General features: G+C 63.9%; 29 protein-coding genes. 14 read left to right on the top strand and 15 right to left on the bottom strand.

The window, feature by feature from the left end; translation table 11 throughout:
* Positions 1 to 115 precede the first annotated feature (115 nt).
* Positions 116 to 706: a hypothetical protein gene (locus BLW38_RS04375; RefSeq protein ID WP_092814776.1), complete on the top strand. Its 591-nt coding sequence runs from the start codon at positions 116 to 118 to the stop codon at positions 704 to 706.
* 109 nt (positions 707 to 815) lie between these two features.
* Here BLW38_RS04375 and BLW38_RS04370 read toward each other — a convergent pair whose 3' ends face one another.
* Both BLW38_RS04370 and BLW38_RS16915 read right to left on the bottom strand, forming a co-directional pair.
* Positions 816 to 1,100 carry a hypothetical protein gene (locus BLW38_RS04370; protein WP_092814773.1) on the bottom strand — a complete coding sequence of 95 codons (285 nt, stop codon included), beginning with the start codon at positions 1,098 to 1,100 and terminating at the stop codon, positions 816 to 818.
* Between the two features lie 201 nt (positions 1,101 to 1,301).
* A complete protein-coding gene (locus BLW38_RS16915) occupies positions 1,302 to 1,466 on the bottom strand; it encodes a hypothetical protein (protein WP_449404964.1) in 165 nt (54 codons plus the stop codon).
* A gap of 86 nt (positions 1,467 to 1,552) precedes the next feature.
* On the opposite strand from BLW38_RS16915, the gene BLW38_RS04365 reads away from it, so the two are divergent.
* On the top strand, positions 1,553 to 1,870 hold the full coding sequence (locus BLW38_RS04365; RefSeq protein WP_092814770.1) for an RPA12/RPB9/RPC11 RNA polymerase family protein: 318 nt from the start codon (positions 1,553 to 1,555) through the stop codon (positions 1,868 to 1,870).
* Positions 1,855 to 2,034: a hypothetical protein gene (locus tag BLW38_RS04360; protein ID WP_092814767.1), complete on the top strand. Its 180-nt coding sequence runs from the start codon at positions 1,855 to 1,857 to the stop codon at positions 2,032 to 2,034. Before BLW38_RS04365 ends, BLW38_RS04360 begins: the two co-directional genes overlap by 16 nt.
* Positions 2,035 to 2,073: 39 nt before the next feature.
* On the opposite strand, the gene BLW38_RS04355 is transcribed toward BLW38_RS04360, so the two are convergent.
* On the bottom strand, positions 2,074 to 2,283 hold the full coding sequence (locus BLW38_RS04355; protein ID WP_092814764.1) for a cold-shock protein: 210 nt from the start codon (positions 2,281 to 2,283) through the stop codon (positions 2,074 to 2,076).
* A 133-nt stretch (positions 2,284 to 2,416) separates the two neighbouring features.
* Here BLW38_RS04355 and BLW38_RS04350 point away from each other — a divergent pair, with 133 nt between their 5' ends.
* Complete coding sequence (locus BLW38_RS04350; RefSeq protein ID WP_177167417.1) at positions 2,417 to 3,910, top strand: receiver/sensor box histidine kinase; 1,494 nt, start codon at positions 2,417 to 2,419, stop codon at positions 3,908 to 3,910.
* Between the two features lie 34 nt (positions 3,911 to 3,944).
* Here the strand turns inward: BLW38_RS04350 and BLW38_RS04345 are convergent, their stop codons facing one another.
* The 7 genes from BLW38_RS04345 to hisC form a co-directional block, all read right to left on the bottom strand.
* Positions 3,945 to 5,222, bottom strand: a complete 1,278-nt coding sequence (locus BLW38_RS04345; protein WP_092814758.1) for a hypothetical protein — start codon at positions 5,220 to 5,222, stop codon at positions 3,945 to 3,947.
* Between the two features lie 164 nt (positions 5,223 to 5,386).
* The gene (trpB, locus tag BLW38_RS04340) at positions 5,387 to 6,538 is read right to left on the bottom strand and encodes a tryptophan synthase subunit beta (RefSeq protein ID WP_092815658.1); all 1,152 of its coding nucleotides are present in this window, start codon (positions 6,536 to 6,538) and stop codon (positions 5,387 to 5,389) included.
* Between the two features lie 363 nt (positions 6,539 to 6,901).
* A complete protein-coding gene (locus tag BLW38_RS04330; RefSeq protein WP_143040793.1) occupies positions 6,902 to 7,102 on the bottom strand; it encodes a hypothetical protein in 201 nt (66 codons plus the stop codon).
* 372 nt (positions 7,103 to 7,474) lie between these two features.
* Positions 7,475 to 7,711, bottom strand: a complete 237-nt coding sequence (locus BLW38_RS04325; protein ID WP_092814752.1) for a hypothetical protein — start codon at positions 7,709 to 7,711, stop codon at positions 7,475 to 7,477.
* A gap of 62 nt (positions 7,712 to 7,773) precedes the next feature.
* Positions 7,774 to 8,433 carry a CDP-alcohol phosphatidyltransferase family protein gene (locus BLW38_RS04320; protein WP_092814749.1) on the bottom strand — a complete coding sequence of 220 codons (660 nt, stop codon included), beginning with the start codon at positions 8,431 to 8,433 and terminating at the stop codon, positions 7,774 to 7,776.
* Between the two features lie 4 nt (positions 8,434 to 8,437).
* Positions 8,438 to 8,968, bottom strand: a complete 531-nt coding sequence (locus BLW38_RS04315; protein WP_092814746.1) for an adenylate kinase family protein — start codon at positions 8,966 to 8,968, stop codon at positions 8,438 to 8,440.
* Positions 8,968 to 10,062 carry a histidinol-phosphate transaminase gene (gene hisC / locus BLW38_RS04310; protein ID WP_092814743.1) on the bottom strand — a complete coding sequence of 365 codons (1,095 nt, stop codon included), beginning with the start codon at positions 10,060 to 10,062 and terminating at the stop codon, positions 8,968 to 8,970. Before hisC ends, BLW38_RS04315 begins: the two co-directional genes overlap by 1 nt.
* Before the next feature lie 160 nt (positions 10,063 to 10,222).
* Here hisC and BLW38_RS04305 point away from each other — a divergent pair, with 160 nt between their 5' ends.
* Both BLW38_RS04305 and BLW38_RS04300 read left to right on the top strand, forming a co-directional pair.
* Complete coding sequence (locus BLW38_RS04305) at positions 10,223 to 10,942, top strand: metal-dependent hydrolase (protein ID WP_092814740.1); 720 nt, start codon at positions 10,223 to 10,225, stop codon at positions 10,940 to 10,942.
* Between the two features lie 106 nt (positions 10,943 to 11,048).
* Positions 11,049 to 11,447 carry an OsmC family protein gene (locus tag BLW38_RS04300; protein WP_092814737.1) on the top strand — a complete coding sequence of 133 codons (399 nt, stop codon included), beginning with the start codon at positions 11,049 to 11,051 and terminating at the stop codon, positions 11,445 to 11,447.
* An 18-nt stretch (positions 11,448 to 11,465) separates the two neighbouring features.
* On the opposite strand, the gene BLW38_RS04295 is transcribed toward BLW38_RS04300, so the two are convergent.
* Entirely contained in the window at positions 11,466 to 12,263 is a 798-nt protein-coding gene (locus BLW38_RS04295; RefSeq protein ID WP_092814733.1) for an HAD-IIA family hydrolase, read from the bottom strand.
* Positions 12,264 to 12,493: 230 nt separating this feature from the next.
* Here BLW38_RS04295 and BLW38_RS04290 point away from each other — a divergent pair, with 230 nt between their 5' ends.
* Complete coding sequence (locus BLW38_RS04290; protein ID WP_092815655.1) at positions 12,494 to 13,267, top strand: GTP cyclohydrolase III; 774 nt, start codon at positions 12,494 to 12,496, stop codon at positions 13,265 to 13,267.
* A gap of 77 nt (positions 13,268 to 13,344) precedes the next feature.
* Here the strand turns inward: BLW38_RS04290 and BLW38_RS04285 are convergent, their stop codons facing one another.
* The 3 genes from BLW38_RS04285 to BLW38_RS04275 all read right to left on the bottom strand — a co-directional run bounded on the left by BLW38_RS04285 (position 13,345) and on the right by BLW38_RS04275 (position 16,380).
* Positions 13,345 to 14,937, bottom strand: a complete 1,593-nt coding sequence (locus BLW38_RS04285; protein ID WP_092814730.1) for an MEDS domain-containing protein — start codon at positions 14,935 to 14,937, stop codon at positions 13,345 to 13,347.
* An 84-nt stretch (positions 14,938 to 15,021) separates the two neighbouring features.
* Positions 15,022 to 15,579 (bottom strand): HD domain-containing protein, encoded by a 558-nt coding sequence (locus BLW38_RS04280; protein ID WP_092815652.1) that lies wholly within the window; start codon positions 15,577 to 15,579, stop codon positions 15,022 to 15,024.
* A gap of 30 nt (positions 15,580 to 15,609) precedes the next feature.
* Entirely contained in the window at positions 15,610 to 16,380 is a 771-nt protein-coding gene (locus BLW38_RS04275) for a creatininase family protein (protein ID WP_092814727.1), read from the bottom strand.
* Positions 16,381 to 16,524: 144 nt separating this feature from the next.
* Here BLW38_RS04275 and BLW38_RS04270 point away from each other — a divergent pair, with 144 nt between their 5' ends.
* The 3 genes from BLW38_RS04270 (at position 16,525) to BLW38_RS04260 (ending at position 19,864) form a co-directional block, all read left to right on the top strand.
* Positions 16,525 to 16,932, top strand: a complete 408-nt coding sequence (locus BLW38_RS04270) for a DoxX family membrane protein (RefSeq protein ID WP_092814724.1) — start codon at positions 16,525 to 16,527, stop codon at positions 16,930 to 16,932.
* Positions 16,933 to 17,057: 125 nt separating this feature from the next.
* A complete protein-coding gene (locus tag BLW38_RS04265; protein WP_092814721.1) occupies positions 17,058 to 17,657 on the top strand; it encodes a TetR/AcrR family transcriptional regulator in 600 nt (199 codons plus the stop codon).
* Positions 17,658 to 18,796: 1,139 nt separating this feature from the next.
* Positions 18,797 to 19,864, top strand: a complete 1,068-nt coding sequence (locus BLW38_RS04260) for a Gfo/Idh/MocA family protein (protein WP_092814718.1) — start codon at positions 18,797 to 18,799, stop codon at positions 19,862 to 19,864.
* A 39-nt stretch (positions 19,865 to 19,903) separates the two neighbouring features.
* On the opposite strand, the gene BLW38_RS04255 is transcribed toward BLW38_RS04260, so the two are convergent.
* Positions 19,904 to 20,701: an HpcH/HpaI aldolase family protein gene (locus BLW38_RS04255; protein ID WP_092814715.1), complete on the bottom strand. Its 798-nt coding sequence runs from the start codon at positions 20,699 to 20,701 to the stop codon at positions 19,904 to 19,906.
* Between the two features lie 233 nt (positions 20,702 to 20,934).
* Between BLW38_RS04255 and BLW38_RS04250 the strand changes: the two genes are divergently transcribed.
* From BLW38_RS04250 to BLW38_RS04235, 4 genes are all read left to right on the top strand, one after another.
* Positions 20,935 to 22,065 carry a 2,3-butanediol dehydrogenase gene (locus BLW38_RS04250; RefSeq protein WP_321166948.1) on the top strand — a complete coding sequence of 377 codons (1,131 nt, stop codon included), beginning with the start codon at positions 20,935 to 20,937 and terminating at the stop codon, positions 22,063 to 22,065.
* A gap of 127 nt (positions 22,066 to 22,192) precedes the next feature.
* Entirely contained in the window at positions 22,193 to 22,981 is a 789-nt protein-coding gene (locus BLW38_RS04245) for a hydroxypyruvate isomerase family protein (RefSeq protein ID WP_177167416.1), read from the top strand.
* Between the two features lie 114 nt (positions 22,982 to 23,095).
* The gene (locus tag BLW38_RS04240) at positions 23,096 to 24,097 is read left to right on the top strand and encodes an ABC transporter permease (protein WP_177167415.1); all 1,002 of its coding nucleotides are present in this window, start codon (positions 23,096 to 23,098) and stop codon (positions 24,095 to 24,097) included.
* 6 nt (positions 24,098 to 24,103) lie between these two features.
* A complete protein-coding gene (locus BLW38_RS04235; protein ID WP_092814706.1) occupies positions 24,104 to 24,862 on the top strand; it encodes an ATP-binding cassette domain-containing protein in 759 nt (252 codons plus the stop codon).
* The last annotated feature ends 5 nt before the right edge of the window (positions 24,863 to 24,867 follow it).

Raw genomic sequence — 24,867 nt, 5'->3', positions numbered from 1 at the left:
GTCAGTACGGGGAGCGGAGCCAACACTTTCGCGCTGATTTCGTAACGGAGAACCCCGGGTTCAGGGTACGGTACGAATCCTGAAGCTTCTTGATGATACCAACGAACCGATGCGTATGCGCCGCCGCGCCCTCCTCGCATCCGCCTTAACTGCCGTCTCCCCCGTCGCTGCGGGGTGTAGTGCCATCGAATCGCGAACCGAACACACGAATCCAACTGTACACACCAGCGACGATCCTCGGGATGACGAAAAGTATCTCGAATTCCAGCACGACGGTACTGAGATTGCCACTGTAGGCGTGGACCCGACGTTTTCTCCCTTACCGGACAATCTTCACACGTGGATCTCACACACTGAGGATACTGAACTACAGTCACTCACACAGCGGTTCGTGGCACTTGACGGTGACGGTACTCCGCCACAAATCTCGCTCCAAGGCCCGTTTATGGGGGACGACAAACCGCATCCATCCGTGTCACTGTTCCGGGACGGAAGGGCTGCGGTCATCGACGTCCACCGGTTCGGCGAACTCGCCAACGAAACCGTCTTTATGCAGCTGCCGGTCACTCAATGGCCGGAGTCGGCCCGCCGACTCGTCGTCGAGAGCACTGTGGAACTCGTCAAGCCGGGGCTGACCGACCAGACGCACGTTCTCGATGGCCAACTCGAATTCGAGTTCTCGATCGAGAGCGAAGCCGAGGAATGAACTGCCTTTGATCGATGCAGATTACGTCGACATAGCCTCGATCGCAAACACACCGGTCATTTTCAGTATACTGGGTGTATCCTTCATACAGGGATGTGAGCGGAGACAGTTAGGACGGTTCCTCGTCGGTTGCTTGTTGCTCTTGGATGTCGTCGATCCGTTCCTGTAACTCTTCGAGTGCTGGTTCGTCAACCCGTCCCCAGTAAGCGACAGTGATGATCGCGAGGATGAATATGATCCCCCATCCAACTGTTTCGTACGCGTCGGGGACGTACAGGCTGAAGATCCCGTCGATCACGCCCTCCAATGAAAAGACGATGATAACCGGGCCGACGACATCACGTGGCAGGAAGTGGTCCAGATACGCTTTCAGGATGCGTGGGTTGACGTCCATATCGACCGTATGCTCGCGAAATGGTAAATCGCTACCGTCGTGAGGGGGGCGCAGCCGGTGAACGATTTGCGTGTTCCTCTTTGCACGATACTCCGGACATTGTTTGAATATTGGCGTCCCATACGCAGATCTAGAAAGCGGTGATTCGTGTCTTTCCCATCGAAACGAAACCGTGAGACGAGCGCTATGAGACCGTCTTTACTACCGGCGCGTTTCCGTCGATCCAGTCGCAGAAGGCGTCGAACTCTCGTGCACCGGCTTCATCCGCAATCTCGCGAAGCGTTCCGATCCGCACTCGTCGTGGAATGGCACCGCTTCGTCGAGGGTCGCCAACGCGGCATCGCGTGAGTTCCCCTGGGTCGTCACGCTCGTTTCAACGTACGCGGTTGCTTGAATCCACGACGGATCGGAAATTGACACATATATCCGACACTCGTGTCTTCCGACGTCATATGCAGTTCTGTGACGAGTGTGGTACGATGATGCACACGGAGGGCGACACGTGGGTGTGTCGATCCTGTGAGAACGAGGAGCCGCGGGACCCGCAAGCGGAGGCGGCGATGGCGACCCAGGATGGACAGCGGGACGACGGGGCACCCGACATCGCCGACGCGACCCAGGGCACCACCGAGACGATGCAGGAGCCCTGTCCGGCGGACGACTGCGACAGCGACCGGGCCTACTCCGAGATGATGCCGAAACCGGGCGGGTCCTACGAGGTTCGGCTGTTCACCTGTGTCGCATGCGGCCACAAGTGGCGCGAGTCCTGACGGCACACCTCGCGGATCACGCCGGTTACGCGAACGCTACTCTCGAGACGGACGTCACCGATCGTGCGGAGGCGATCGACGGTACGACTGACGACGACGGCTGGAGCGTCGACGTCGAAGATGGCCGATCAAGGCGGATCGTCGCGACTCGTCGGAATGAATAGTGAAAAACGCATCAGCGCCGCTGACGCGGCTGCGCGGAGTTACTCGGTTCGGACGAGGTTCGTCGCGCGGGGTCCCTTGGGGGATGATTCGATGTCGAACTCGACTTCCTGACCCTCTTCGAGGTCGGGACCGCCGACGTCCTCCATGTGGAAGAAGACGTCCTCGTCGTCGTCCACGTCGTCCGCGTCAGTCGAAATGAAACCGTAGCCGCCAGTGTCGTTGAAGAAGTCAACCTTACCGTTTGCCATTGCAACCAAACATACACCCCGTTGCCGGATAAGGGTTGCGAGGGTCGCGGTACCACGACCCGACGTGCACGGTGTTGAATCCCGACAGACGAACAACACAACGCTTTACTTGAATGGTATGCACACCCATCGTATGACTGGCGAGGTGTGTGTCCTGTACGTCGACCCCGATCCGGACGTCGCCGAGGGCGTCGCGACGTCGCTCGAACGGGGGTCGGACCGGCTTACGGTTCGGACCGCGGGTTCCGCTGCGACCGGGATCGACGTCCTCTCGGAGGCCACGATCGACTGTCTTGTGACCGCTCTCGAGCTGCCGGACCGTAACGGACTGGCCTTCCTCGAGCAGGTGCACCGCACCTGGCACACCCTTCCGATCATCGTCTACCCGGAGACGGGGACGGACGCGCTCGTCGATGCCGCCCTCGCTGCTGGCGCGACCGACTACCTCACGCGGGAGAGCGATACCGACGATCACCGGCTGCTTGCCCACCGGATCACGAACGCCGTCGACGGCGACGGATCAGCCGTCGAGACCGGGCTCCCGCAGTCGTCCCGGAGCCAGGAGCACCCGCCACACCAACTCTTTCGCCGCGCGGTCGAGGCGTCCGGCCATTCGATCTACTTCACCGACAGCAACGGCGTCATCGAGTACGTCAACCCAGCCTTCGAGGACATAAGCGGCTATACGGCCGCCGATGCGGTCGGAATGACTCCGCGGATCCTCAAGTCGGGCGAACACACGACCGCGTTCTACGCGGAGTTGTGGGACACCATTCTGGCGGGGGAGACGTGGCGAAGCGAGATCGTCAACGAAACGAAGGACGGCGAGCGGTACATCGCGGACCAGACCATCGCGCCGGTCGAGAACGCGGACGGGAAGATCACCCACTTCGTCGCGATCAACGCCGACATCACGGAGACCTACGAGTACGAACGCGAGATCGAGCGACAGAACGAGCGACTCGACCGCTTCGCGAGCGTCGTCTCACACGACCTCCGCAACCCCCTGAACGTGGCCGCCGGGCGGCTGGATCTCGCGCACGAGGAATACGACGACGGAGACGGTACCGTCGACCCCGACCACTACGAGACGATCGGCGATGCCCTCGGACGGATGGAGCGCATCATCGACGATATGCTCTGGCTCGCTCGGGAGGGACGACGGATCGGCGCGCTCGAGCCGGTCCCGCTCGCGGCGGTCGCACGTCGAGCGTGGTCGCTGGTCGCCGACGGCACCGAAAGCGCGACGCTTTCGGTCCGTGTCGACGAGGGTCGAACCGTCGAGGCCGACCCGGACCGGCTCCGTCAGCTGCTCGAGAACCTCTACCACAATTCGGTCGAGCACGCGGGTCCAGACGTGACCGTCACCGTCGACGTCCTCGCGGACGGCTTCGTCGTCGCCGACGACGGCCCCGGAATCCCGCCCGAGGAACGTGACGCGGTGTTCGACGCCGGGTACTCGACGGCCGATGACGGAACGGGTTTCGGGTTGAGCATCGTCAAGCAGGTCGTCGACGCTCACGACTGGGACGTTCGAGTCACGGAGAGCCCCGACGGCGGCGCGCGTTTTGAGATCACCGGCGCCGGGACGTCGTCGATGTCGGTTCCGGAGGCCAACCGCTGCTAACCGCGAGCTGCGTGCGGGCGAGACACCCAACACGCTACCCACGCAGGTCGAATGCGACGGCGATCGGGTCGGTCGGGACGCCCCAGTAGACGAATCGGTAGCGGCCGGGCTGGAGATCTGGACAGACCGTGAGCCGATCCGCGAGCGGGTGCCCCTCGAGGAGCCCCTCCTCGGTCAGATCGAACGACCACTCGAACCCTTCGCCGGGTGGGTGCCCGATCGCCTCGTCGGTGTACTCGAACCGCGCCGGGTCGCCGCGCGCGCCGCGGACGTCGGTCCAGCCGTCGGTCGTTCGGACCTCGAGCGCGTATTTGTGCCGGTTCCCGGTCGAGAGGGTTCGACCCGCGACGTTCACTAGATCGATCGCGACGGTCTCGCCCCGTTCGAACCGGAGCGAATCGTCCGACCCCTCGGGACCACGTGCGCGAAGGGCGACGGCCGGGTCCGGACCCGAGGCGTCGCCGTGGGTCTCGTCGGCGTCGCCGGCGCCGATCGATCCGTACGTGACGTCGGCCTCGTCGAACCACGCGGGATGTCGCTCGAAGTCGTCGGCCGGGCAGTCCAGCGCGTCCGGTTCCGCCGGCGGGTCGGTCGCCGGGCGAACCCGCCCCGAAAGCGTTGCCGGATCGATGAGCGGCGCCGTCGCATCGAGAGTCGCGGCGTCGCCCCAGCCGTTCGTGACGGTGAACGCGGTGCCGGCCGGGAGATCGTCCCCCGTGACCCGGACGAGCGCGGCGGGATAGGTGATGGCCTCCCCGCAGCCGACGTCGCCCCGGCTCGTGTCGGCCGCCGTCGCGGTGCCGGCGATCGCCTCCGCCTCGGTCCGGACGTCCTGGACCTCGAGTCTGGCGTAGCACGTGTTCGGCCCCACGCTGCCGACGTACAGCAACGTCGCCTCACCGAAGTCGGTGTTCTCGACGAACGCCCGGACCGCCGCGCTCCGCTCGGGTCCCTCGGGAAGGTCCTCAAGCACCCACTGGGCCCCGGCGGGCGAGTCGAACCGAGTCACGTATCCCACCGGCTGTCCCGATCCCGAGGTCGAACCCCTCGCCCAGCGTGGGGCGGCGCTCTCCGCCGGCAACCCGATCGCGACCGCGTTCGCGCTGACGCGTTCGACCGGGCCGTCACTCGGCGGATCCGGCTGGTCGGTCGGCGTTTCCCCACCGGGCGTCTCGCCGGGATCGGTCCTCGGAGGCTCGTCCGTCCCGTTGCCGGTTCCGTCGGCCGGCGCGTCGAGACAGCCGGTGACCCCGATTCCGGCGGCGATCGTTCCGATCCCGAGAAGGGCGTTGCGTCGCGTCGGATCGGTCATCGACCGAGGGTTCTCACCCCGCCGCTAAGTACCTTCCAAAGACACAAACGACCGCTTGAGTCACGGGACCGTCGGCGACGGGTCACGAGCGGCGGGCGTTGCATCATTCTGCCGCCGGCGTTGAGCCCCGGTACCGCCGGTGACCGGTGACCGTGCGTCCGTTCTCAGAGGTCGAATCGTTCGGCGGCGGTTTCCATGTCCTTGTCGCCGCGCCCAGAGAGGTTCACGAGGATCGTCTCGTGGTCGCCGGCTTCCGCGAGCTCGATCGCGCGGGCGATCGCGTGGCTCGACTCCAGCGCCGGGATGATCCCCTCCGTCTCGCTCAGTTCGCGGAAGGCGGCGAGCGCGGCGTCGTCGTCGACGCCGACGTACTCGGCCCGGCCCAGCTCCCGGAACATCGCGTGTTCGGGGCCGACGCCGGGGTAATCGAGCCCGGCGGAGACCGAATGCACCTCGACGTCCTCGTCGATGACGCGCGTTTTCATCCCGTGAATGACGTCGTCGTGGCCGCTGGCCAGCGGCGCCGCGTGTCGCGTCGAATCGGTGCCCTCGCCGCCACCCTCGGCACCGTAAAAGGCGACGTCGTCGTCGCCGAACGCGTGGAACAGGCCGATCGCGTTCGAGCCGCCGCCGACGCAGGCGACCGCCGCGTCCGGCAGTTCGCCGGTTCGGTCCAGGAACTGCTCGCGGGCCTCCCGGCCGATGACCGACTGGAAGTCGCGGACCATCCGCGGGAACGGGTTGGGACCGACGACGCTGCCGACGAGGTAGTGGGTGTCGGCGACGGTGCCCGCGAAGTCCTCGAGAGCGGCGTCCACGGCGTCCGCGAGTCCGGCCCCGCCGCGGGTCACCTCGTTCACCTCGGCGCCCATCAGGCGCATCCGGAAGACGTTCATCCGCTGGCGCTCGACGTCCTTCGCGCCCATGTAGATCTCCGTGTCCAGGTCCAACAGCGCGCCGACCATCGCGGTCGCGGTGCCGTGTTGGCCCGCGCCCGTCTCGGCGATCAGCCGGTCCTTGCCCGCCTGCTTGGCGAGCAGGGCCTGCCCGAGCGCGTTGTTGATCTTGTGGGCGCCGCCGTGGAGCAGGTCCTCCCGTTTGAGGTAGATGTCCGCGCCGTAGCGCTCCGAGAGGCGTGCCGCGTGATGGAGGGGCGTCGATCGTCCCGCGTACTCCTCCAACAGGCGACGGAGCTCGGCCTGGAACGACTCCGTGTCGGCGATCTCGTCGTAGGCGGTCGCGAGCCGGTCGAGCGGTTCTTCAAGGGGGTCGGGGACGTGGCGTCCGCCGTATCCAGCGAAATCTCCGGTCGTCATCATCGGTCCCTTCGGGAAGGCTGCTTAAAAGTGTCACCGCCATCCGGCATCCCCCCGTCTGGCGTCCCTCTTGGGCTGCTGGCCAGTCGGGTAGTCGCAGCGGTGAGGTGATCCGATCTACAGGCTGAGCAGGCCGAGTGCCTCGGGGTCGTCCGGAAATCTCCGATTTTCGGACGACGACGGCAGGCATCGGGGGCCGTGGACGCCCCGACCGTGACCCACGACGCCGTTCGAGGTTATCAGGCCGATGGTATCGTGGGAGTGTCCGACTAACCCACGGGAAGCCTCGGGGTCGTACGGAAGACGTTGTCTTCCGTGATGACGAGACGCTCGGCGTCTCGACCCACTTGACCCCGAGGCGGTTCACCGGCCCTTTCGTCGCTGCCGCGTCGCGATCCGCAGCGCCTCCACGGGCCGATCCGCCGCGAGCAGCCGGCGGAGCTCCGACCGTGTGTCACCGTCCACGAGGTCACGATCGAGGAACGCCTCGACGACCGCCTCCGCTTCCGCCGCGCGGTCGGTCTCGGTCCGTGCGCCGCCGTCAGTCCACATTGAGTCGTGCACCGTGGTGCCTCCTGTCACGGAATAGGTTACGGGGTGGTTATATATCTGTGGTAGTCAGTAACATCATCCGATCGACGCGAGGAAGGGACGAATGGTGGAAGGGACGACTGATGAGTGTAGCGACGCGACGGCCGAGAGCGCTGATCGACGTCGCCGAACGTCACCGTTCGAGATCCGATCGCTCGACGACGTCGCTCGATCCAGTCGCAACTGGAAGACGGCTTCCGGTCACCGATATTCCATCCATACACCGCTATCTCACCTATATCGTGGTATACAGCCCATCATTCGCTCAGTACAGGGTGAACTATCCCTGCTTCAAGAAGCCGACGACGACGGCGAGTAGAACATCGGTCACTCCGTGGCAGAACGTCAGAGCCGATCGTCCTCGATGCTGCCGGGATCCTCGGCGGTGTCGAACATGTTGTTCTCGGCGCTCTCCATCATCTCGTCACGGGGCTCCTCGTCGACGATCGTGACGTTGTACGCCTCGATCCCCGAGGCGATGAGCTCCTCGGCGGCCTGCTCCTCGCTGACGAACTCCTGGTCGGCCAGCTGCTGGAACTCGGAGTACACGTCGTCGGACAGCGACAGTTCGAAGGTCGGCATATCGCCACGTATTTCGCCGAGGCTTTTAAGGACCAGGGTTGGGGTGACGCGCCTCCATCCGGCTACAGATCGGCCCAGGCACCCATAAACCGCTGGAGTGCGGTGAGATGGCCAACGACGGCGAACAGCGCCAGGAGGATCGCCACGATCCCGATCCCGGTCGGGCCGATCGCGGGGCCGACGAGGTCGAGGATCGCGTCCGGAAGCACGGTCGTCGACACGACCGGGCCGGGAGCGATCGCCGCGAGGACACCCGTCACGCCCACGAGCGCGAGCCGGTCGGCGCGCCCGAGCAGTCCGCCGTACTCCCGACCCAGCCCGACCGCCTGTATCTGCGTGCCGAGGTAGGAGGTCATCAACACGCCCGTCACTGCCGCGAGCCCGAGTCCGTACCGGCCGATCCCGGCCGCCAGTCCGGCAAGGATCGCGATGTCGGCGTATCGGTCGAGGACGTGGTCGAGGAGATCGCCGCCCGAGGATTCGACGCCCTGCTCGCGAGCCAGCGCGCCATCGACGAGATCGAGCCAGCCGTTCCCGAACACGAGGACGGCGCCGGCGAGGTAGCCGGCCGGCGTCGCGAGGGCGAACGCCACCCCGGCGGCGATCGCCGCAAGAAACGCCGCGACGCTCACCCCGTCCGGGCTCATCCCCAGCCGGTCGGCCGCCGCCACCCACGGACTGAGCAGCCGGTCCGCGAGCGGTCGCAGGCGGTCGAGCGTCATCGGTTTATAAGTACCCCGTGAAGTCGACCGTTCCGGCGCTGGGCTCGCGGTCGCCGTCGATGACCGCCCGGATCGCGTCGGCGACCGCGTCGGGTTCCGCGTCGGTCGTATCGATCTCGTAGATGTTCTCGCGCCCGAACCGCTCGACGGCCTCCGAGAGGATCACGTCCAGCGCCTCGCTCTCTGCGTTCTCACGCGCCGTCGCCGGGGGCTCGCCCCGCTCGATCAGCCGGTCCTCGAGGAGCTCGGGGGCACACCGGAGCACGACGACCCGATCGGCCTCGAAGTGGTGCGCGAGGTGTGACTCGAGGATCCCGTCCCAGTCGCCGATCCGGTCGGCGATCGCCTCGAGGTCGGCGACGAGCGAGCCCCGGTCGTCGTCGCGCTCGGTCCAGAGGCCCTCGTCCGACTCGATCAGCTCGTTGAGGTGGATGACCGAGTGGGTGCCCCCGTCTTCGTCCACGTCTTCACCCTCGAGCAGCCGCGTCGCGGACGTCTTTCCAGTTCCGGGCGTTCCGGTGACGGCGACGCGCATCACGCCGACACACCCGGTTCGAGCCGCGCGAGTACGTCGTTGATGGCCTCGACCGCCGCCCGCGTCTCCTCGCGCGTGCCGGTCGTGACCCGGACGTGTTCGGGCAGACCGAAGGACGTGCAGTCACGGACGATGATCCCCTCGTGTTGGAGCGCCTCGGTCACCGCCTCGGCGTCGCCGACCTCGATCAGCACGAAGTTGCCGGCCGACTCGACGGTCGGCGCGTCGACGTGCTCGCGGACGTACTCGCGGCCCCATCGCGCCGACTCGATCGAGCGCTCGACATGCTCGTCGTCCACCAGGGCGGCCAGCGCCGCGCGGCAGGCCAGCTCGCTGGCGGCGAACGGCGTGTTCACGCGGGCGTAGGCGTCCGCCCAGTCCTCGGGAACGAGGGCGTATCCCACGCGCAGCCCCGCGAGCCCGTAGGCCTTCGAGAACGTTCGGAGGACGGCGACGTCGTCGCGTTCCTCGAAGAGCTCGACCGCCGATGGCGTCTCGGCGAACTCGCCGTAGGCCTCGTCGACCACGACGAGCGTCTCCTCGGCGGTCGCATCCGCGAGCAGCCGGACCTCGGAGAGATCCATCACGGAGCCGGAGGGGTTGTGCGGCGAGGTGACGTAGATCATCCGCTCGCCGGCGTAGGCGTCGAGAATCGACTCGGCCGTTTGCTCGAAGTCGTCCGCAGGGTCGAGGTCGTAGGTCGCGACCTCGCCGTGATGGTACCGCGCCGACATTCCGTAGTAGGCGAATCCCGGGTCGGGGATCAGGATCCGGTCGTCCGGCTCGAGCATCGCCCGAGAGAGGTAGTCGATCGATCCGTCGGCCCCGGCCGAGAGCCACACCTGTTCCTCCGCGAGGTCCCACTCCTCGGCGAGTCCCGCGATGAGGTCGGCGTGTGAGGACTTGGGATAGACGCTGATCGACTCGGCGCTCTCCCGGATCGCCTCGACGGCGTCGGGGCTCGCGCCGTGGGGGTTCTCGTTCGAGGAGAGGGTGATGAGTTCCGCCGGATCGATCCCGAGCTCGCGGGCGACCTCCTCGTCGCCGCGACCGGGAACGTACGGGGAGTGGTCGGAGAGGTCCCGTGTGTGCATACGACCCCGTCCGTGGGCGGCAGCCTTAAGACTACAGCTTCCGGCTCCCGCGATCCCGACGGTCGGAGAGACGCCACTACGTGATCGTGCCGCTTTTCGGTTACGCTCATGGCCCGGGCGGCGACCTTTATTAGTCATCCGACCGATGACACGAACGCATATGGAACTCACCTGGCACGGCCACTCCACGTGGCACGTTTCGGTCGGCGAGACGGACCTGCTCATCGACCCCTTCTTCGACAACCCGAAGACGGACGTCTCGCCGGAGGAACTGGATCCGGATTATCTGCTCTTGACCCACGGTCACGCCGACCACATCGGCGACGTCGACCGCTACGAGGACGCCACCCTCGTCGCCACGCCCGAGCTGGTCGGCTACGTCCAGGACACCTTCGGCCACGACAGCGCCGTCGGCGGGATGGGGATGAACCTCGGCGGTACCGTCGAGTGCGGCGACGCCTTCGTGACGATGGTGCGGGCGGACCACTCGAACGGGATCGACACGGGCTACGGCACCTCCGCCGGGATGCCGGCCGGCTTCGTGGTCTCGGACTCGAAGCCGACCCAGGAGTCCGACGCCGAATCGTCGACGTTCTATCACGCCGGCGACACGAGTCTGATGGTCGAGATGCGTGAGGTCATCGGTCCGTTCCTCGAACCGGACGTCGCCGCCCTGCCCGCCGGCGACCACTTCACGATGGGGCCGGCCCAGGCCGCGATCGCCGCCGACTGGGTCGGCGCGGACGTCGCCATCCCGATGCACTACGACAGCTTCCCGCCGATCGAGATCGACACCGACGACTTCGTCCGTGAGGTCGAGGCGACCGCCGGTCCGAGCGAGCCGGTCGTCCTCGAGGGCGACGAGAGCTACGAGATCTAGGTCTACGGGATCTAGATCCACGGGGTTGCGGTCCCGACTCGACCCGGGCCGGTCGGCGACAGAGGCCGATACCCTTTAGGCCGTCTCGCGAGGATGTCGAGGTGATATGTCCGACATCGAAACCACGACGGTCAGCGACGAGGGGTACGCGTCCACCAGCCAGGTCGGCGATTTCGACCTCCAGATCGACGCCACCGGCGAGACCGGCCCGGACCCGAACACCGCGCTCGTGGCGACGTACGCCTCCTGTTACATCCCAGCGTTCCGCGTTGGCGCCCAGCAGCGCGGGATCGAGGACCTCGGGACGGTCCAGATCGATGCCTCCGCGGAGCTCGACGATGACGACGACCTGTCGTCCATCGTCTTCGACCTGTACGTCGAGGCCGACGTCGACGAGGACGATCTGGCCGAGATCGTCGAGCGCGGCGAGGACATCTGTCACGTCCACTCGGCGCTGCGTGAGGAACTGCAGGCCGACATCTCGGCGTACGGCGACGCGTTCTGAGCCGTCAGTCGTCCATCGTTATCGCGTTTTCGCGCCGTCCGCGAGCACCCGGTCGATCTCCGCAAGCGAGTCGAGGACGTAATCCGGCTCGTAGGAAGTCGCAGCCAGCCGCGCGTCGTCGGTGATTCCGGTCCGTACGAGGACGGTGGTCATCCCGGCGCGCTCGCCGAAGGCGATGTCGGTGTCGAGCCGGTCGCCCACGACGAGACAGCGCTCGGGATCGACGCCGAGACGCTCCCGGACGAGATCGACCGCCGGCTGTGAGGGCTTGCCCAGCGTGATGTCGGGGTCCCGCTCGGCAACGCCCGCGATCGCGTTGATCACGGCTCCCGATCCGGGGACGTTCCGTTCGGCAGCCGGGATGACGACGTCCGGATCGGTCCCGATGAACGGGATGTCGCGCTCGAGCGCCCACAGCGCGTCCCGGAGGTCCCCATAATCGAACTCGCGGTCGATCGACGCGACGAGCACGTCCGCCGTCTCCACGTCGTCGGTTGTCCCGAGGTCGGCCCCGGCCAGCTGTTCGAAGAGTCCGGACTCACCGATCACGAAGTGGTCCGCGTCGGGGTGTCGCTCCCGGAGGTAGCCGACCGTAACCGTGCCCGCGGTGACGATCCGGTTCGGATCGACCGTGAAACCGGCCGCAGCGAGCCGATCAGCGTATGCTGGTGGAGCCTTCGTCGGGTTGTTCGAGACGAACAGCGGATCGATCCCGGCCGCCCGGATCCGGCGGTATCCCTCGGCGGCGCCGGGAATCGGGTCGTCCCCGCGAACCACCGTCCCGTCGACGTCGAGGACCGCTCCGTCGTAGTCCATATCGGTCACAGGAACGCCGACGTAGTAGGGGTTGTGCCCGGGCGGACCTCTTGCTCGGCGTCATGGGGTCGGTATCTCTCGTTCGGCGTCGTGGTGGCGGTCTCTCGCTCGGCGTCGGGGGGTGCTTCCCGGCGCGGTCGTGAGGGCCCGAATCGTCACGATTTCGTGATGTGGCCCATTCTGTGGATAACGGAACCCTCAAACGACCCCGGCACGCATACACGGACATCGTGACGACCACCCAGGTAACGCTCGTTCAGATCGATAACTACGGCCCGTGGACGGTCACACCCGAGCCGCGGCGCGAGATGGACCTCCAGACGATGCAGTCGCGGCTGTTCGCCGACATCGCCCAGTTCGTCGGATCCCGGGACGGCTACGCCTTCTTCACCCGGTTCGACAACATGGTCGCGGTGACGAACGGCCTCGACGACCGCGACCACGAACGGCTGCAGGCGACGATCCGGAACCGGTACCCCGTTACCGTCAGCCTCGGCGTCTCCGTCGCAGAACGTCCGATCGACGCGCTCGAGGACGCGACCGGGCGGATCCAGGCGGCCGGCAGCGCACAGGACCACAGCCGGACCGAGGTGCTGGCCGGCGAGTACGTCGACGCGCCCGGCGACGACGACCTCTCGATCGCGCACTTCGATGTCAACGACGCGACCGGCAAGTACACCGACCAGCTCAACGAGTTCGACTCGTTCATCCGGATCGAGCAGGGGTATGCGGCCCTGATGAAGCGTCTGCGTGAGGAACACGGAGCGCTCTCGTTTTTCGTCGGCGGCGACAACATCATCTCCATCTGCCCCGACATGACCGAGGCCGACTACCGGGCGACGATCGACCACGTCAGCGAGGCGGCCGACGTCGACTTCAAGGTCGGCGTCGGTCGCGGCCGGTCGGCCCACGAGGCCGGCTTCGCGGCCAAACACGCCCTCGAGGACTGCCGGTACGAGGGGACGACCGTCGAGTTCGCCGCGCCGACAGCGGTCACGCGGTGACCCTGAGGGACGGTTGCATACCTCACCCAAGTGTATTTCTCACCCGAGTGTATTCCTCACCCAGGTGCATCCCTCACTCACCGATCGGCGTGTGGTAGCGTGAGGGTGACGGTCGAGACGTCGGGTCCGTCGTCGGGAAACGACAACTCGCCGTATGAGGCGTCGACGATCCACTTGACGAGCCAGAGCCCGATCCCACCGCCGTGTTCGAGCGGCGTCTCGGTTCCCGACAGCAGCGCGCGCCGGTCGTCGTTCGGGATCGGCGGTCCGGGGTTGGAGACGGACAGATCGAGGTAGCCGCCCCCGGTGGTCGAGAGATCGATGGCTACGACCGGTTGCTTCGTGGCGTCGTCCTGATGGGTGATGGCGTTCACAAGCAGTTCGACGATCGCAATGTCGAGGCGCTCGTGGGCGATGACCCGGCCGAGAGAGTCGGTACTCGGAGCGTCGTCGATCAGGCCGTCCGAGTCACCCGCGGCGTCGCTGCCGCCGTCGGGTTCGGGTCGTGGATGGCCCGCCGCGGTCTGATCAATCGGTAGTGACTGCCCCTCGACGGTCAGCGAGATCGCCGCCTCCGGGTAGCGGTCGCGAACGCGCCCGATCGCGGCACCCACCTCGGCAAGGGGGTCCACCGGAACGACCGATTCGTCCTCGAGGGTGCCCTGAATGTGGCGGGCCTTCTCCGAGCGGTCGACGACGCGCTCGGTGTACTCGAGACAGGTGTCGACGTACTCACGCGTCCGCCGATCGAGGTTGGATTCCGTCCGCAACAACTCGAGGTAGCCGAGAACGACGTTCAACTCGTTTCGGATGTTGTGTCTGAGGGCGCGATCGACCACCGACAGACGCTGTTCGCGCCGGGCGATCTGTCGGCGGGCGTGCGTGAGTTCCAAGGTCTGTTCGAGCATCAACCGGACGTCCATCCCGGGATCGCCGGCCGCATCCGTGTCCGTCGTCCCCGCCGAACGCCCCGTCCCGTCCGGATCCGTTCCTCCGTCCTCCGTGGCCGGGGCGTCGACGTGGTCGTGCCGGTCAGCCGGGGGCACGTAGAATGGGTTCTCACAGAGCGTGTCCCGGTACACGATCCGCTTGTGCGTCCAGACGGCGGCGGCGATCGCGTCGTTCGTGAAGCGGTCGAGGTCGTACTGACACATCGCGGTCAGCGGGAGGTCGGGGCACCGGTCGTCGAAGCCGACCTCGAACTCAAGGACCTCCCCGAACTCCGATCCGGTCCGGAAGCTCCAGGTGTTCTCGCCGGCGACGGCCAGTCCCGCGTAGCGATCGGTTTCGGCGGTCGCCTGTGCTCGATCCGCCAACAGATCGATGCTTCGCTCCGGGTCGAACGCGTCGGTCGCATAGAGGTCGCTCGCCGGATAGATCTCCAGATCGCCGTCGGCCAGACGTCGGTCGACGTCGATGCCGACCGAGGCCAGGGCGTCCTCGATCGTCGACGGGTCGTTCGCGTCCGCGAGGTAGAGACACCGCTGGTCGTTCGCGAGCGCCGCGTCGATGAAGGCCGCGCTCGCCCGTAGCTGGGCGTCGGTCGTCTCGTAAAACAGCGCGAGATGCCGGCCGAGTTCCTCGCGGTCGAACGCGGCCCGCAACGATTCATACCGGAGCGCGTCCGTCTCGACTGCGGACGAACGAGCATCGGCCTCCGGCGTTGACATACGCCGTCGTCGGTGATACAGACAATTATCCCTTGGGATGCGGCGAGACGAGAAGTGGGTGGTGGGAGACGTCAGCGGTCGCGGTTAGACGGTCCGGAGGTCGTCGGTCGCCCGCCACCGAACGGCTGCGGCCGCGGCCTCGTCGGCCCGCCGAACGATCGTCGCCTCGATCGTCGCGGGCTCGACCGCCGTGCGGTTGGTGTGGGACAGCACGATGTGCGCGAGTTCGACGGGAAGCCCCGCTCGCGCGATCGCGTGGACGCCGTAGTACGGATGACCCAACAGTCTGTAGACGTCCGTCTCAGCCATCCCGTCGAACTCGGCAAGCTTGCTCACGTCGTGGACGAGCGCGCCGGCGAGGACGGTGTCCATATCGACCGCCAGGGTATCGGGCCGTCGCTCCGTGAGGGTCTCGGCGAGCCCGACGCTACAGGCGGTCACGTCGCGAACGTGATCGACGAGCGTCTCGTCGGGAAGCCCGAGATCCCGCTGTGTCGGCGGCAGCCACGGCACCGCGGCGAGGTCGTCGACGCCGTGATCCGCCATCGCGGTCCGCCACGCCTCGATCACGCCGTCACGAAGCGTCTCGTCGTCGATCGCGTCGAGTTCCGGGAACGTCGTTCGGATCTGGTCCGTGATCATACGCTCCATTCGCGCCGCAGTACAAAAAGCTCAGACGTGATCCTTCGGTAGGAGGTCCGCGAAGGGCTGGTCGTCGAGCCAGTTGCACAGCTGGACGAGCTGTGCGGTGGCTTCCTCGAACATCCGTTCGCCTTTCTCGGCGGTCGCGTCGGTTTGATCGCCGAAGACGCCGTTATCCGTGTTGTCGATGGCGTCGTAGAAGGTCCGAGCACCGTGGTGGGTCGGATCCGAGGCCTCGAACTCCGGAAAGCCGCCGTCGCGTGCGTCCGCGAGCCGGTCGTCGTGGACGAGCTCCGACTGGAGGTGTTGGATCAGCGCCGTCTCCTTGGGGCCGCCGTGGGGGCCGTTGTGCTCGAAGAGCTCGTCGACCAGATCGGGGATGGAGTCGTTCCACATCCACTCGATGGCGTAGACGTCCTCGTCGTCGTGGAGACGGCGACCGACCTCCCGGAGGTGTTCGACGTTCCCGCCGTGGGCGTTCACGTAGATCACGCGGTCGATCCCGTGATACGCCAGGTTCCGGGTGAACGACTCGACGTAGTCCCGGAAGACGGGCGCGTCGACCCACATCGTGCCCGAAAACTGCCGGTGGTGTGGGCTTACGCCGATATCGATCGTCGGTGTCCTAAGGAAGCCGGTTCGGTCGGCGGCCGCCGTCGCGAACCCCTCCGCTATCAGGTGATCGGTTGCCAGCGGGAGGTGTGGCCCGTGCTGTTCGGTCGACCCGAGCGGCACGAGTGCCAGGGACTCGTTCTCGAAGTACGTCTCGAGGTCCGGCCACGCTTCCTCGGCGAGGTACATACAGCGAGTCGGTGTGGCGCGGCTTTCAATCTGTCTGCTCGGGGCGCGCCTGTGGCGAGCGTCCGTCGATCAGTTCCCCGTCTCGGCGTGACACACCGGCGACGAATCGCGGACGTTACCAATCTGGGGAGGAAACTGCAGATAATGGCTTCATCATCAGCTGACTCGACAGCCGACGACACGCCGTCGCTTGTCGGGCGACTGCTGTTTGCGGGCGGACTGGTCGCCTTGGCGGTGCGAAACCTCACGAACCTCGACGGTCGGATCGCGTATGCAGACGCGAAAGGAGTTCCACAGGCAGAGACACTCGTTCCAGCCGCAAGCGGGCTCCTGCTCGGCGGCGGTCTGGGAATCGGCAGTTGGAAGGCGCCACGACTGGCCGCAACCAGCGTCGCGGCGTTCTTCGTCGGCGTGACGCCGACGATCCACGACTTCTGGGCGGTCGATGAGGATGCTCGTGGGGAGGAACTCACCTCGTTCCTCCAGAACCTCGCGCTACTGGGCGCCGCGATCGCGTTCTTCGACCGTGCACGCCGACACGGCGACGACTGAGATCGGGGCACCGAGCGAGAAACCCCGGGATTACGGCCGTCATAACTGGCGACCGTCTCCCCGATCGTCGCCGTGGCTTCCAAAGGCTTTTGACTAATTAATCAGTAAGCCCGACAGCGACTGCGATGGACGACACCGCCACGGAGATCCTCGAGGCGACGTATCGCGCCCTCAGTAGACACGGCTACGCCGACCTCACGATCGAGGACATCGCCGCCGAGGCGGACCGCAGCACGGCGTCCATCCATTACTACTTCGACGACAAGGAGACTCTCTTCATCGAGTTTCTGGAGTACCTCTCCGACCGCTACACCGATCGACTCGCGTCGATCGACGACGACGACACCGACGGTGCGCGCCAGCGGCTCCTCGCGCTGTTGGCGGTCGTGTTGGATGACGACGCGGAGGCCACGGGACGGGAGTTCCGAACCGCGATGCTCGAGGTGATCGCCCAGGCGCCGTACAACGAGGCGATCCGGGATCGGATGGTGACCTTCGACGAGGTGCTCTTCGAGCGCGTCCACGCGATCGTCTCGACCGGCGTTGAGACGGGGGAGTTCGACGACGCCGTCGACCCCGATCTCGCGGCCGAGTTCCTCGTGTCGGCCACGACGGGCGCCTTCACGCGTCAAGTGACGATCGACGAGCCCCCCCAGCAGTCGATGGAAACGGTGACCGGATACGTCGACGCACGCCTCCTCCCGGACGAATCGGAGAATCTGTAGCGATTGCTCGGTCAGGACCGATCTCGCAGGCTGTGTGTGAGCGATGGGAGCGCCGTATGTCGATACTCCACAGCCGAACCGTCCCGTTGTCCGAAATCGGTTCGTTCAGTGGGTAGCTCCGGTAAAATATACAATATATTTTATGTATATGCATAATACTACTTTATTTAATATATTGCGTATATTATGATTATTCTCCAAATATTCTATAGAATATAGAAATATAGTATATAAGTGGATGTATGGTATATGAAGTGATTATTCATTGAAATCCTATCACGTATATAATGATGAATTTAATGATATATAAAATTTATAAATAATATAGAATAGAAGATAAAAATATGTTTATTGTGATGATAGTTCTATCACGTAACGAATATCGTGCCGTCACTGCCCGAATCATCAATGTTGAATCTTTGAGAGACGGCTCATTCGCCAGCTCGTTCGTTTCTCTCAAACACCTGTCTCATCGTCGCTGTGGAACACAGGATAACAACAATACTAGTGTAATTATCATCCGGAAACGTCCCGATCGACGTCGTTACGATCGCCAAGTACCGAATAGTTACCCGTCGCCCTCATCAGCAACGACCGCCGTTTTTCTGAGTCGTCGGCTCACGGTCACTGTTTGGACCTCGTTACTCGTGTGTTTGAGTGTTACGAACGAACCGCCACACGGTTTCTGCGACGATCGCGGGGCTGTCGATGGCGGGACGGATCGACGGTGCCGCATCAGCGGGGCTGGGATGGTTGGTTCCAGCACGGGGCAGACGCTCCCCGTCGACGTGTTCCATCACCCGTGTCCGATGCCTATCCCAGCGTTTCGTTCCGATCAGTCGTGCGTTTTCAGGCGACTGGTGTCGCATCGGCTGACCTGGCGCGATATCCTCGGTTGCCGCTCCCGCCACCGCGTCTGAGTGACCTGCCATTCGATCTCGTGAGGTCGATGACGGTGCTGATCATCGACTTTTGTTTGTGAGTGTCAAACGCTGGTCGGTGAATCGACAGCCCTACCCGCAACGTGAACACGCCGGAATATGCCGCGACACAGCGGCTGAATACGGCACGAGACAGCAAAACCGACCGACGGGATCCGGAGAGGAACCTTTTAGTCGTCACTTGTCGAACCCAGCGATATGCGATTCGGAATCATTGGCTGCGGAACCATTGCACAGATTATGCATATCCCGAACGTCGTCGAGATCCCCGACGCGGAACTCGCGGCGATCTGTGACCCCGCCGAGAACGTGACGGCGACGCTCGGCGATCGGTACAACGTGCCAGACGACCGGCGGTACGCCGAGCCGGAGGGGTTGATCGACGACGTCGGAGACGAGCTCGATGCGGTCATCGTCACGACGCCGATGCAGACCCACGCCGACATCGTGGAACGGGCGCTAACGGCCGGGGTGAACACTCTCGTGGAGAAGCCGCTAGCGGTCACGCCGTCGGATGCCGACCGGCTGGCCACGGTGGCGGCCGACAGCGACGCCACGGCGATGGTCGCGTACAACCGCCGGTTCGAGCTGGCCTACGAACGGCTTGCACGCGAGTTGGCCGACGTCGATCAGGTCGACAGCATCACCGCGTACGCGGTCGATGCGGACTTCTCCCGATCGCTGCCGGACGTGTACGACCTCGTTCAGCCGGAGCTCTCGGAGGCGTTCATCGAACGAAGCACGGAACGCCGACGCGAGCAATGCAAGCAAGCCATCGGGACTGACGACGAGAACCTCGCCGCGGCCTACGACTTCCAGCTCGAACACGTCTGCCACGACGTGAACGCGCTTCGGGGGTTGTTCGGCGACGTCACGTCCATCGACCACGTCGACTTCGTCCGTGACGGCTACTTCGGGACCGCTCACCTCACGTTCGAGGGCGGAGAGCGATGCGTCCTGCAGACGGGCGATTCAGATCGCCACTGGCACGAGCAGTTCTTCCGGGTGGATGCACCCGACCGGATGCTCCGACTCGAGTTCGACCATCCGTTCATCAAGTACAACGCGGCAACCCTGTCGATCCGTGACGGAACGACCGAAACCGTCGATCGGACATACACACCGACGCGTGAGGAGAGCTTCAAGCGGGAACTCCGACAGTTTATGCAGTGCGTGCGTGGTGAGGCGCCGGTCCCGACCCCGATCGCTGATGCGGCAACCGATGTCGCGGTGATCGCGTCGCTGTTCGATCACGCCGACGCGTAAGTACACGGAAGCCGAGGCACCGAAACCCGGGAGAGACACTCAGTCTTCGTGTGACGTGGGGGCCGTGTGGCGGGTGACCGCATCCTCATAGCGGGACCGGATGCGATCGTTGGCTGCCGATAGGTGGCTCGTGTCCTTACCGACGATGAGGAAGTCGAAGTCCTGCTGGACGCGCATCTCGATATCGTCCGGATTCACGACGAGTGTGCCGACCGGGATATCCGCAGCCGCCCCAGCGGTGACGACCTGATCGATCGCGGCGTCGAGGCGATCGTTTTCCCACTCCGCGAAGATCCCGAGGTTCGCCGAGAGATCGGCGGGGCCGACGAAGACGGCGTCGATCCCCTCGACGGCCGCGATCTCACGGACGTTCTCGAGGCCAGTTGGCGTCTCGATCTGGACGACGGTCGTAATCTCCTCATCAGCCGTCTCGACGTACTGCTGAAAATCATCGCCGTACGTCGCCGCGCGGCCGGATGCGACACCACGCATACCCTCCGGTGGGTACCGGACCGCGTCGATCACGTCGCGGGCCGCCGCCGCGGTTTCCACGCGTGGAACCATAATACCGGCGACGCCGATATCCAGGACGCGTTTGATCCGGACGGGGTCATCGGACGGGACACGGACGAGCGTTTCCGTGTCGCCGTCCGCGGCGTCGACAGCACGGGACATGTTCTCGACCGTCTCCAAGGTTAACGGCGTGTGTTCGGTATCGATGAGCACGAAATCGAAACCGTGCGTTGCTGTCACTTCCGCGACGGTGGGATGGCCGATCGACAGCCACGCACCGGCGAGGTTCGGTTCGGTTTGGAAACGTTGTTTGAGGCCAGTCATTGTTGGTAGGGCATCATCCCCTGACGCAGTCGATCGAGTCGATCGCCGTCAATGCAGTCCGGGGTGCGTAATCGTCTCGTGTGAGTCCGATTGGGAGAATAGATATAAATACTTGTCCCTAATTCGGGGCACTATCGAAGCCATATTGGTGGGTATCGCTCGAAACGTGATGTCCCTGTCGCGATCCGAACGTTCCCAGTATGTGGTGTCCCAACCTGGGAGAAACTGATTTAATGTCCCGGTGTATTGACTCAAATGATTCGCGGTCGGCGAATCCGGAGACTACACGACTCATGAAAGCAGCACGTTTCCACGGTACCGAAGAGGTTCACGTTGAGGACGTTGACCAAAGCCCACTGGGTGACTCGGATGTCCGCATCGATATCGAGGTTTGTGGCATCTGTGGATCAGACCTTCACGAGTATCGAGCAGGGCCGCACTTCACTCCAGAGGAACCGCATCCCCGAACGGGCGCACAGCTTCCAATGACGATGGGCCACGAGTTGAGTGGCGTCGTCAGCGAGGTGGGATCGGCGGTGTCAGGGGTCGCTGTTGGTGACCGCGTCACGGTCGAGCCGAACATCCCCTGCGGTGAGTGTCGGTACTGTGAGGATGGTGACTACAACCTGTGTCCCGACTCCGTCGCGATCGGTTTCCACACCGGATCCGGTGGGTTCGCGGAGAACGTTGTGGCTCCCGTAGACCACGTTCATACACTTCCGGATTCGGTCTCGCTCGAAGACGGCTCACTCGTCGAACCACTTGCCGTCGGTCTACATGCGGTCCGACAGTCGGGGTTGCAGGTCGGCGACACCGCCTGCGTCGTCGGCTGCGGACCGATCGGACTCACCGTCGTTCGGGCCGCGGTCGACGCTGGCGCCAAGCGCATCTTCGTGTCGGAACCAAACGACGCTCGACGAGCGGTTGCACGCGAGCTCGGTGCCGATGTCGCGATCGATCCGATCGATGAGGATGCTGTCGACGTAATCACATCGGCGACGTCAGGTGGCGTGGATGTTGCCTTCGAGTTTGCCGGGATCGGTCCCGCATTCAACACGGCCGTTCAAAGCACCAAACGCGGTGGAACGATCACCGTCGGCAGTGTCAGTGATGATCCGATCACCACCGATCTCAACGACGTCGTTACAACCGAGCGGACCGTCATCGGGACGAACTGCTATGGGTTCCCGCCACAGTCATTCCGCACTGAATTTGATGCGATCATTCAATCGTTGGCAGCTGGTGATATCGACACCGACCCATTCGTTACTGGTCAGATCGAACTCGACGATATCGTCGAGGACGGATTTGAGGCGCTACTCGATCCCGAAACGTCCCACGTGAAAATCCTCGTGAAACCATAATACTCCCGAGAGCACCGCAGATGATACTGAATTCCCAACCCATTCCCGATATGCAGGGTACACCTCTCCAACCCATACAGCGAACATCCCGATCGATCATCAAATCCGAAGTGCAGGTGAGCTACTGATGGTTCGGCCGTCCATCTGCGTCGAGATGATCTACGACGATCGGCCGTTCGTCGATCGTCTCGACCGTGTGGCTGCACACGGGTTCGAAACGATCGAGTTCTGGACGTGGCCGGACAAAGATCTCGACGCGATCGCCGATCGCTTGGAGACACACGACCTCTCCGTCGCAGGGATGGCCGCAAACACTGAGCCCCGACGCCCCGAAGCGCTCGAACGCCCCCTGACCGATCCAGCGAAGCGTCGGGACGTTGTCGACGATATCACTGAGTCGATCGCCGTCGCAGACCGATTCGACTGTCCAAACCTCATCGTCCTCGTCGGTCCCAAACCGAACGAGTACACGCGTGCGGAGGCGCGTGAAAGCGTGATCGCGTGCTTGCGTGAAGTCGCACCGGTGGCAGCCGAAGCAGGGGTGACGCTGATCGTCGAGCCACTGAATCGTGCTGTCGATCACAGTGGGTACTACCTTGAACGATCAGCACCCGCCTTCGACATCGTCGCCGAGGTCGACAGCCCTGCCGTACGAATCAACTTCGATATCTACCATCAGCAGATCTCCGAAGGAAATATCATCGACACGATCACGAACAACGTTGATGCGATCGGTCACATCCATATTGCGGATGTACCGGGACGTCACGAACCTGGAACTGGAGAGCTTCACTATCCAAACATTCTGACGGCGATCGATGAGTCGGGGTATGAGGAGTACGTCGGATTCGAGTACATCGCTGCCGACGATGACGATGTGGCTCTGGAGACGATCCAAGACCTCGTCACTGCGTAACGACGCGATCGGTCACCGAACGGGACGATCAGCCACACGATAGGGTGCGTCGCTCGTCAACAAACCTCTTGGTAATGGAAAAATTTATATATTGTAGGAATGAGTGTCACAATTATGAGTGTGGAAACGAGGTCCACAGGACTCGATAGAGTAACCGGTCCGATACTTAACGCCATCATCAAACATCCGGTTCTGGTAGCAGTTCTGACGTGGCTCGGCGTCACCGCACTGTTCTTCGTGTTGAACCCTGGTGTGATGTCTCGACCGAACATTTGGGGGAACATCTTCCGGGAAACGGCGCTTATGGGCCCGGTAGCCATCATGGTTGCAGTGTTGATGATCGGCGGCGACTTCGATATGACCGTCGGTGCCAACTACGCGATGTCGGCGATGTTCTTCATCACCATCGTCAACCAGGGGATCCCGCCGATCGTCGCCATCCTTGCAACCCTCGCGTTGGGCGGCGCAGTCGGATTGATGAACGGCGCACTCGTGACCTTTACCGGCATTCACTCGTTCATCATCACGCTCGGCGGCTGGTTCTCCATCCGGGGTGCCCTGTTGTTGATATTCAGCGGGAGTGCGAGTTTGAACACTGACGTCTCGTTGTTGCAGATCTTCAGCTACGAGTTCGGCGCCAACTTCGAGGCGTTGGTGCTCTGGATGTTCCTCATCCTCTTTGGCGCGTTGTACCTGGTGCATCGGACGGCCTACGGAAACCATCTGTACGCAGTCGGTAGCGATCGGGACGCAGCACGGGCCCGCGGTATTCGGGTCACCAGGACGCGACTCGTCGCGTTCACGCTGACCGGGATGTCGGCCGCCTTCGCCTCCCTGATGCACGTCGCCCGGTTCGGCACCGCACGACCGATCCTCCAGACGGAACTGCCCTTGATGGCGATCGCCGCCGCCGTCCTCGGCGGCTGTGCGCTGTTCGGCGGCCGAGGAAGCCCGAACGCCGGGTTCTTCGGCGCGTTGACCTTCGGAACGTTCGGTGCGGGCCTGATCGCGGCCGGCGCGAACTCGGCGTGGTACCAGTTCTTCGTCGGCGTCGTCCTCGTGGCTGCAGTGGTCTTCAACCGCCACATCAACACGCTTCGACAGGAGAAGCGGTGATTCACTATGAGTGATACCAACAACCTATTGCGACTGAAAGGAATCGAAAAGAGCTTCGGGTCGATCCAGGCGCTCAAGGGCGTCTCCCTGGACGTGAACGAGGGTGAGGTACTCGCGCTCGTCGGCGACAACGGCGCCGGCAAGAGTACCCTGATCAAGAACATCGTCGGCTACCACCAACCAGATGCGGGCGAGATTCACTGGAAGGGCGAACAGGTCACGTTTAAGAATCCGGACGAGGCCCTCGAACAGGGGATCAGCGTGGTCTATCAGGATATGGAGTTGATCCCGTCCCTGACGGTCGCGCGGAACCTGTTCCTCGGCAAGGAGCCGACCGATCGGTTCGGGAACCTCGATTCCGATCTGATGTACGAGGAAACCAAGGAGGTGCTTGACGACATCGGATTGGGATCGCTGAACGATCCGAACCTTCCGGCGGAGAACCTTTCCGGCGGTGAGTCACAGAGTATCAAGATCGGCCGGGCACTCCACTTCGATGCGGATCTGTTGATCCTCGATGAACCGCTTCGAAACCTCTCGGTAAAGGAGTCCGAAAAGGTGCTCGAGACGGTCGAGCGGACGAAAGAGCAGGGAATCGGGACGATATACATCTCCCACAACATCTTCAACGCCTACGAGGTCGCTGATCGGTTCCATCTCCTGGATTCCGGTGCGACGATCGACGAATTCACCAAGGATGACATCGAGGGACCCAAGGAGCTGATCGACCGAATGAAGCTGGTCGCCGGGCAAGAGGCCGAGTAGTCGCG

Origin of the sequence: Halopenitus malekzadehii (genome assembly GCF_900108505.1) — an archaeon.
GTDB lineage: Archaea > Halobacteriota > Halobacteria > Halobacteriales > Haloferacaceae > Halopenitus > Halopenitus malekzadehii.
This window is presented reverse-complemented; position numbering and strand designations above follow the sequence as displayed.

Bases quoted from the DNA above. Each gene is read 5' to 3' on its own strand.
- BLW38_RS04375 (WP_092814776.1), top strand. From the start codon at position 116: ATGCGCCGCCGCGCCCTCCTCGCATCCGCCTTAACTGCCGTCTCCCCC.
- BLW38_RS04370 (WP_092814773.1), bottom strand. From the start codon at position 1,100: ATGGACGTCAACCCACGCATCCTGAAAGCGTATCTGGACCACTTCCTG.
- BLW38_RS04365 (WP_092814770.1), top strand. From the start codon at position 1,553: ATGCAGTTCTGTGACGAGTGTGGTACGATGATGCACACGGAGGGCGAC.
- BLW38_RS04355 (WP_092814764.1), bottom strand. From the start codon at position 2,283: ATGGCAAACGGTAAGGTTGACTTCTTCAACGACACTGGCGGCTACGGT.
- BLW38_RS04350 (WP_177167417.1), top strand. From the start codon at position 2,417: ATGACTGGCGAGGTGTGTGTCCTGTACGTCGACCCCGATCCGGACGTC.
- BLW38_RS04345 (WP_092814758.1), bottom strand. From the start codon at position 5,222: ATGACCGATCCGACGCGACGCAACGCCCTTCTCGGGATCGGAACGATC.
- trpB (WP_092815658.1), bottom strand. From the start codon at position 6,538: ATGACGACCGGAGATTTCGCTGGATACGGCGGACGCCACGTCCCCGAC.
- BLW38_RS04325 (WP_092814752.1), bottom strand. From the start codon at position 7,711: ATGCCGACCTTCGAACTGTCGCTGTCCGACGACGTGTACTCCGAGTTC.
- BLW38_RS04320 (WP_092814749.1), bottom strand. From the start codon at position 8,433: ATGACGCTCGACCGCCTGCGACCGCTCGCGGACCGGCTGCTCAGTCCG.
- BLW38_RS04315 (WP_092814746.1), bottom strand. From the start codon at position 8,968: ATGCGCGTCGCCGTCACCGGAACGCCCGGAACTGGAAAGACGTCCGCG.
- hisC (WP_092814743.1), bottom strand. From the start codon at position 10,062: ATGCACACACGGGACCTCTCCGACCACTCCCCGTACGTTCCCGGTCGC.
- BLW38_RS04305 (WP_092814740.1), top strand. From the start codon at position 10,223: ATGGAACTCACCTGGCACGGCCACTCCACGTGGCACGTTTCGGTCGGC.
- BLW38_RS04300 (WP_092814737.1), top strand. From the start codon at position 11,049: ATGTCCGACATCGAAACCACGACGGTCAGCGACGAGGGGTACGCGTCC.
- BLW38_RS04295 (WP_092814733.1), bottom strand. From the start codon at position 12,263: ATGGACTACGACGGAGCGGTCCTCGACGTCGACGGGACGGTGGTTCGC.
- BLW38_RS04285 (WP_092814730.1), bottom strand. From the start codon at position 14,937: ATGTCAACGCCGGAGGCCGATGCTCGTTCGTCCGCAGTCGAGACGGAC.
- BLW38_RS04280 (WP_092815652.1), bottom strand. From the start codon at position 15,579: ATGATCACGGACCAGATCCGAACGACGTTCCCGGAACTCGACGCGATC.
- BLW38_RS04275 (WP_092814727.1), bottom strand. From the start codon at position 16,380: ATGTACCTCGCCGAGGAAGCGTGGCCGGACCTCGAGACGTACTTCGAG.
- BLW38_RS04270 (WP_092814724.1), top strand. From the start codon at position 16,525: ATGGCTTCATCATCAGCTGACTCGACAGCCGACGACACGCCGTCGCTT.
- BLW38_RS04265 (WP_092814721.1), top strand. From the start codon at position 17,058: ATGGACGACACCGCCACGGAGATCCTCGAGGCGACGTATCGCGCCCTC.
- BLW38_RS04260 (WP_092814718.1), top strand. From the start codon at position 18,797: ATGCGATTCGGAATCATTGGCTGCGGAACCATTGCACAGATTATGCAT.
- BLW38_RS04255 (WP_092814715.1), bottom strand. From the start codon at position 20,701: ATGACTGGCCTCAAACAACGTTTCCAAACCGAACCGAACCTCGCCGGT.
- BLW38_RS04250 (WP_321166948.1), top strand. From the start codon at position 20,935: ATGTCCCGGTGTATTGACTCAAATGATTCGCGGTCGGCGAATCCGGAG.
- BLW38_RS04245 (WP_177167416.1), top strand. From the start codon at position 22,193: ATGGTTCGGCCGTCCATCTGCGTCGAGATGATCTACGACGATCGGCCG.
- BLW38_RS04240 (WP_177167415.1), top strand. From the start codon at position 23,096: ATGAGTGTGGAAACGAGGTCCACAGGACTCGATAGAGTAACCGGTCCG.
- BLW38_RS04235 (WP_092814706.1), top strand. From the start codon at position 24,104: ATGAGTGATACCAACAACCTATTGCGACTGAAAGGAATCGAAAAGAGC.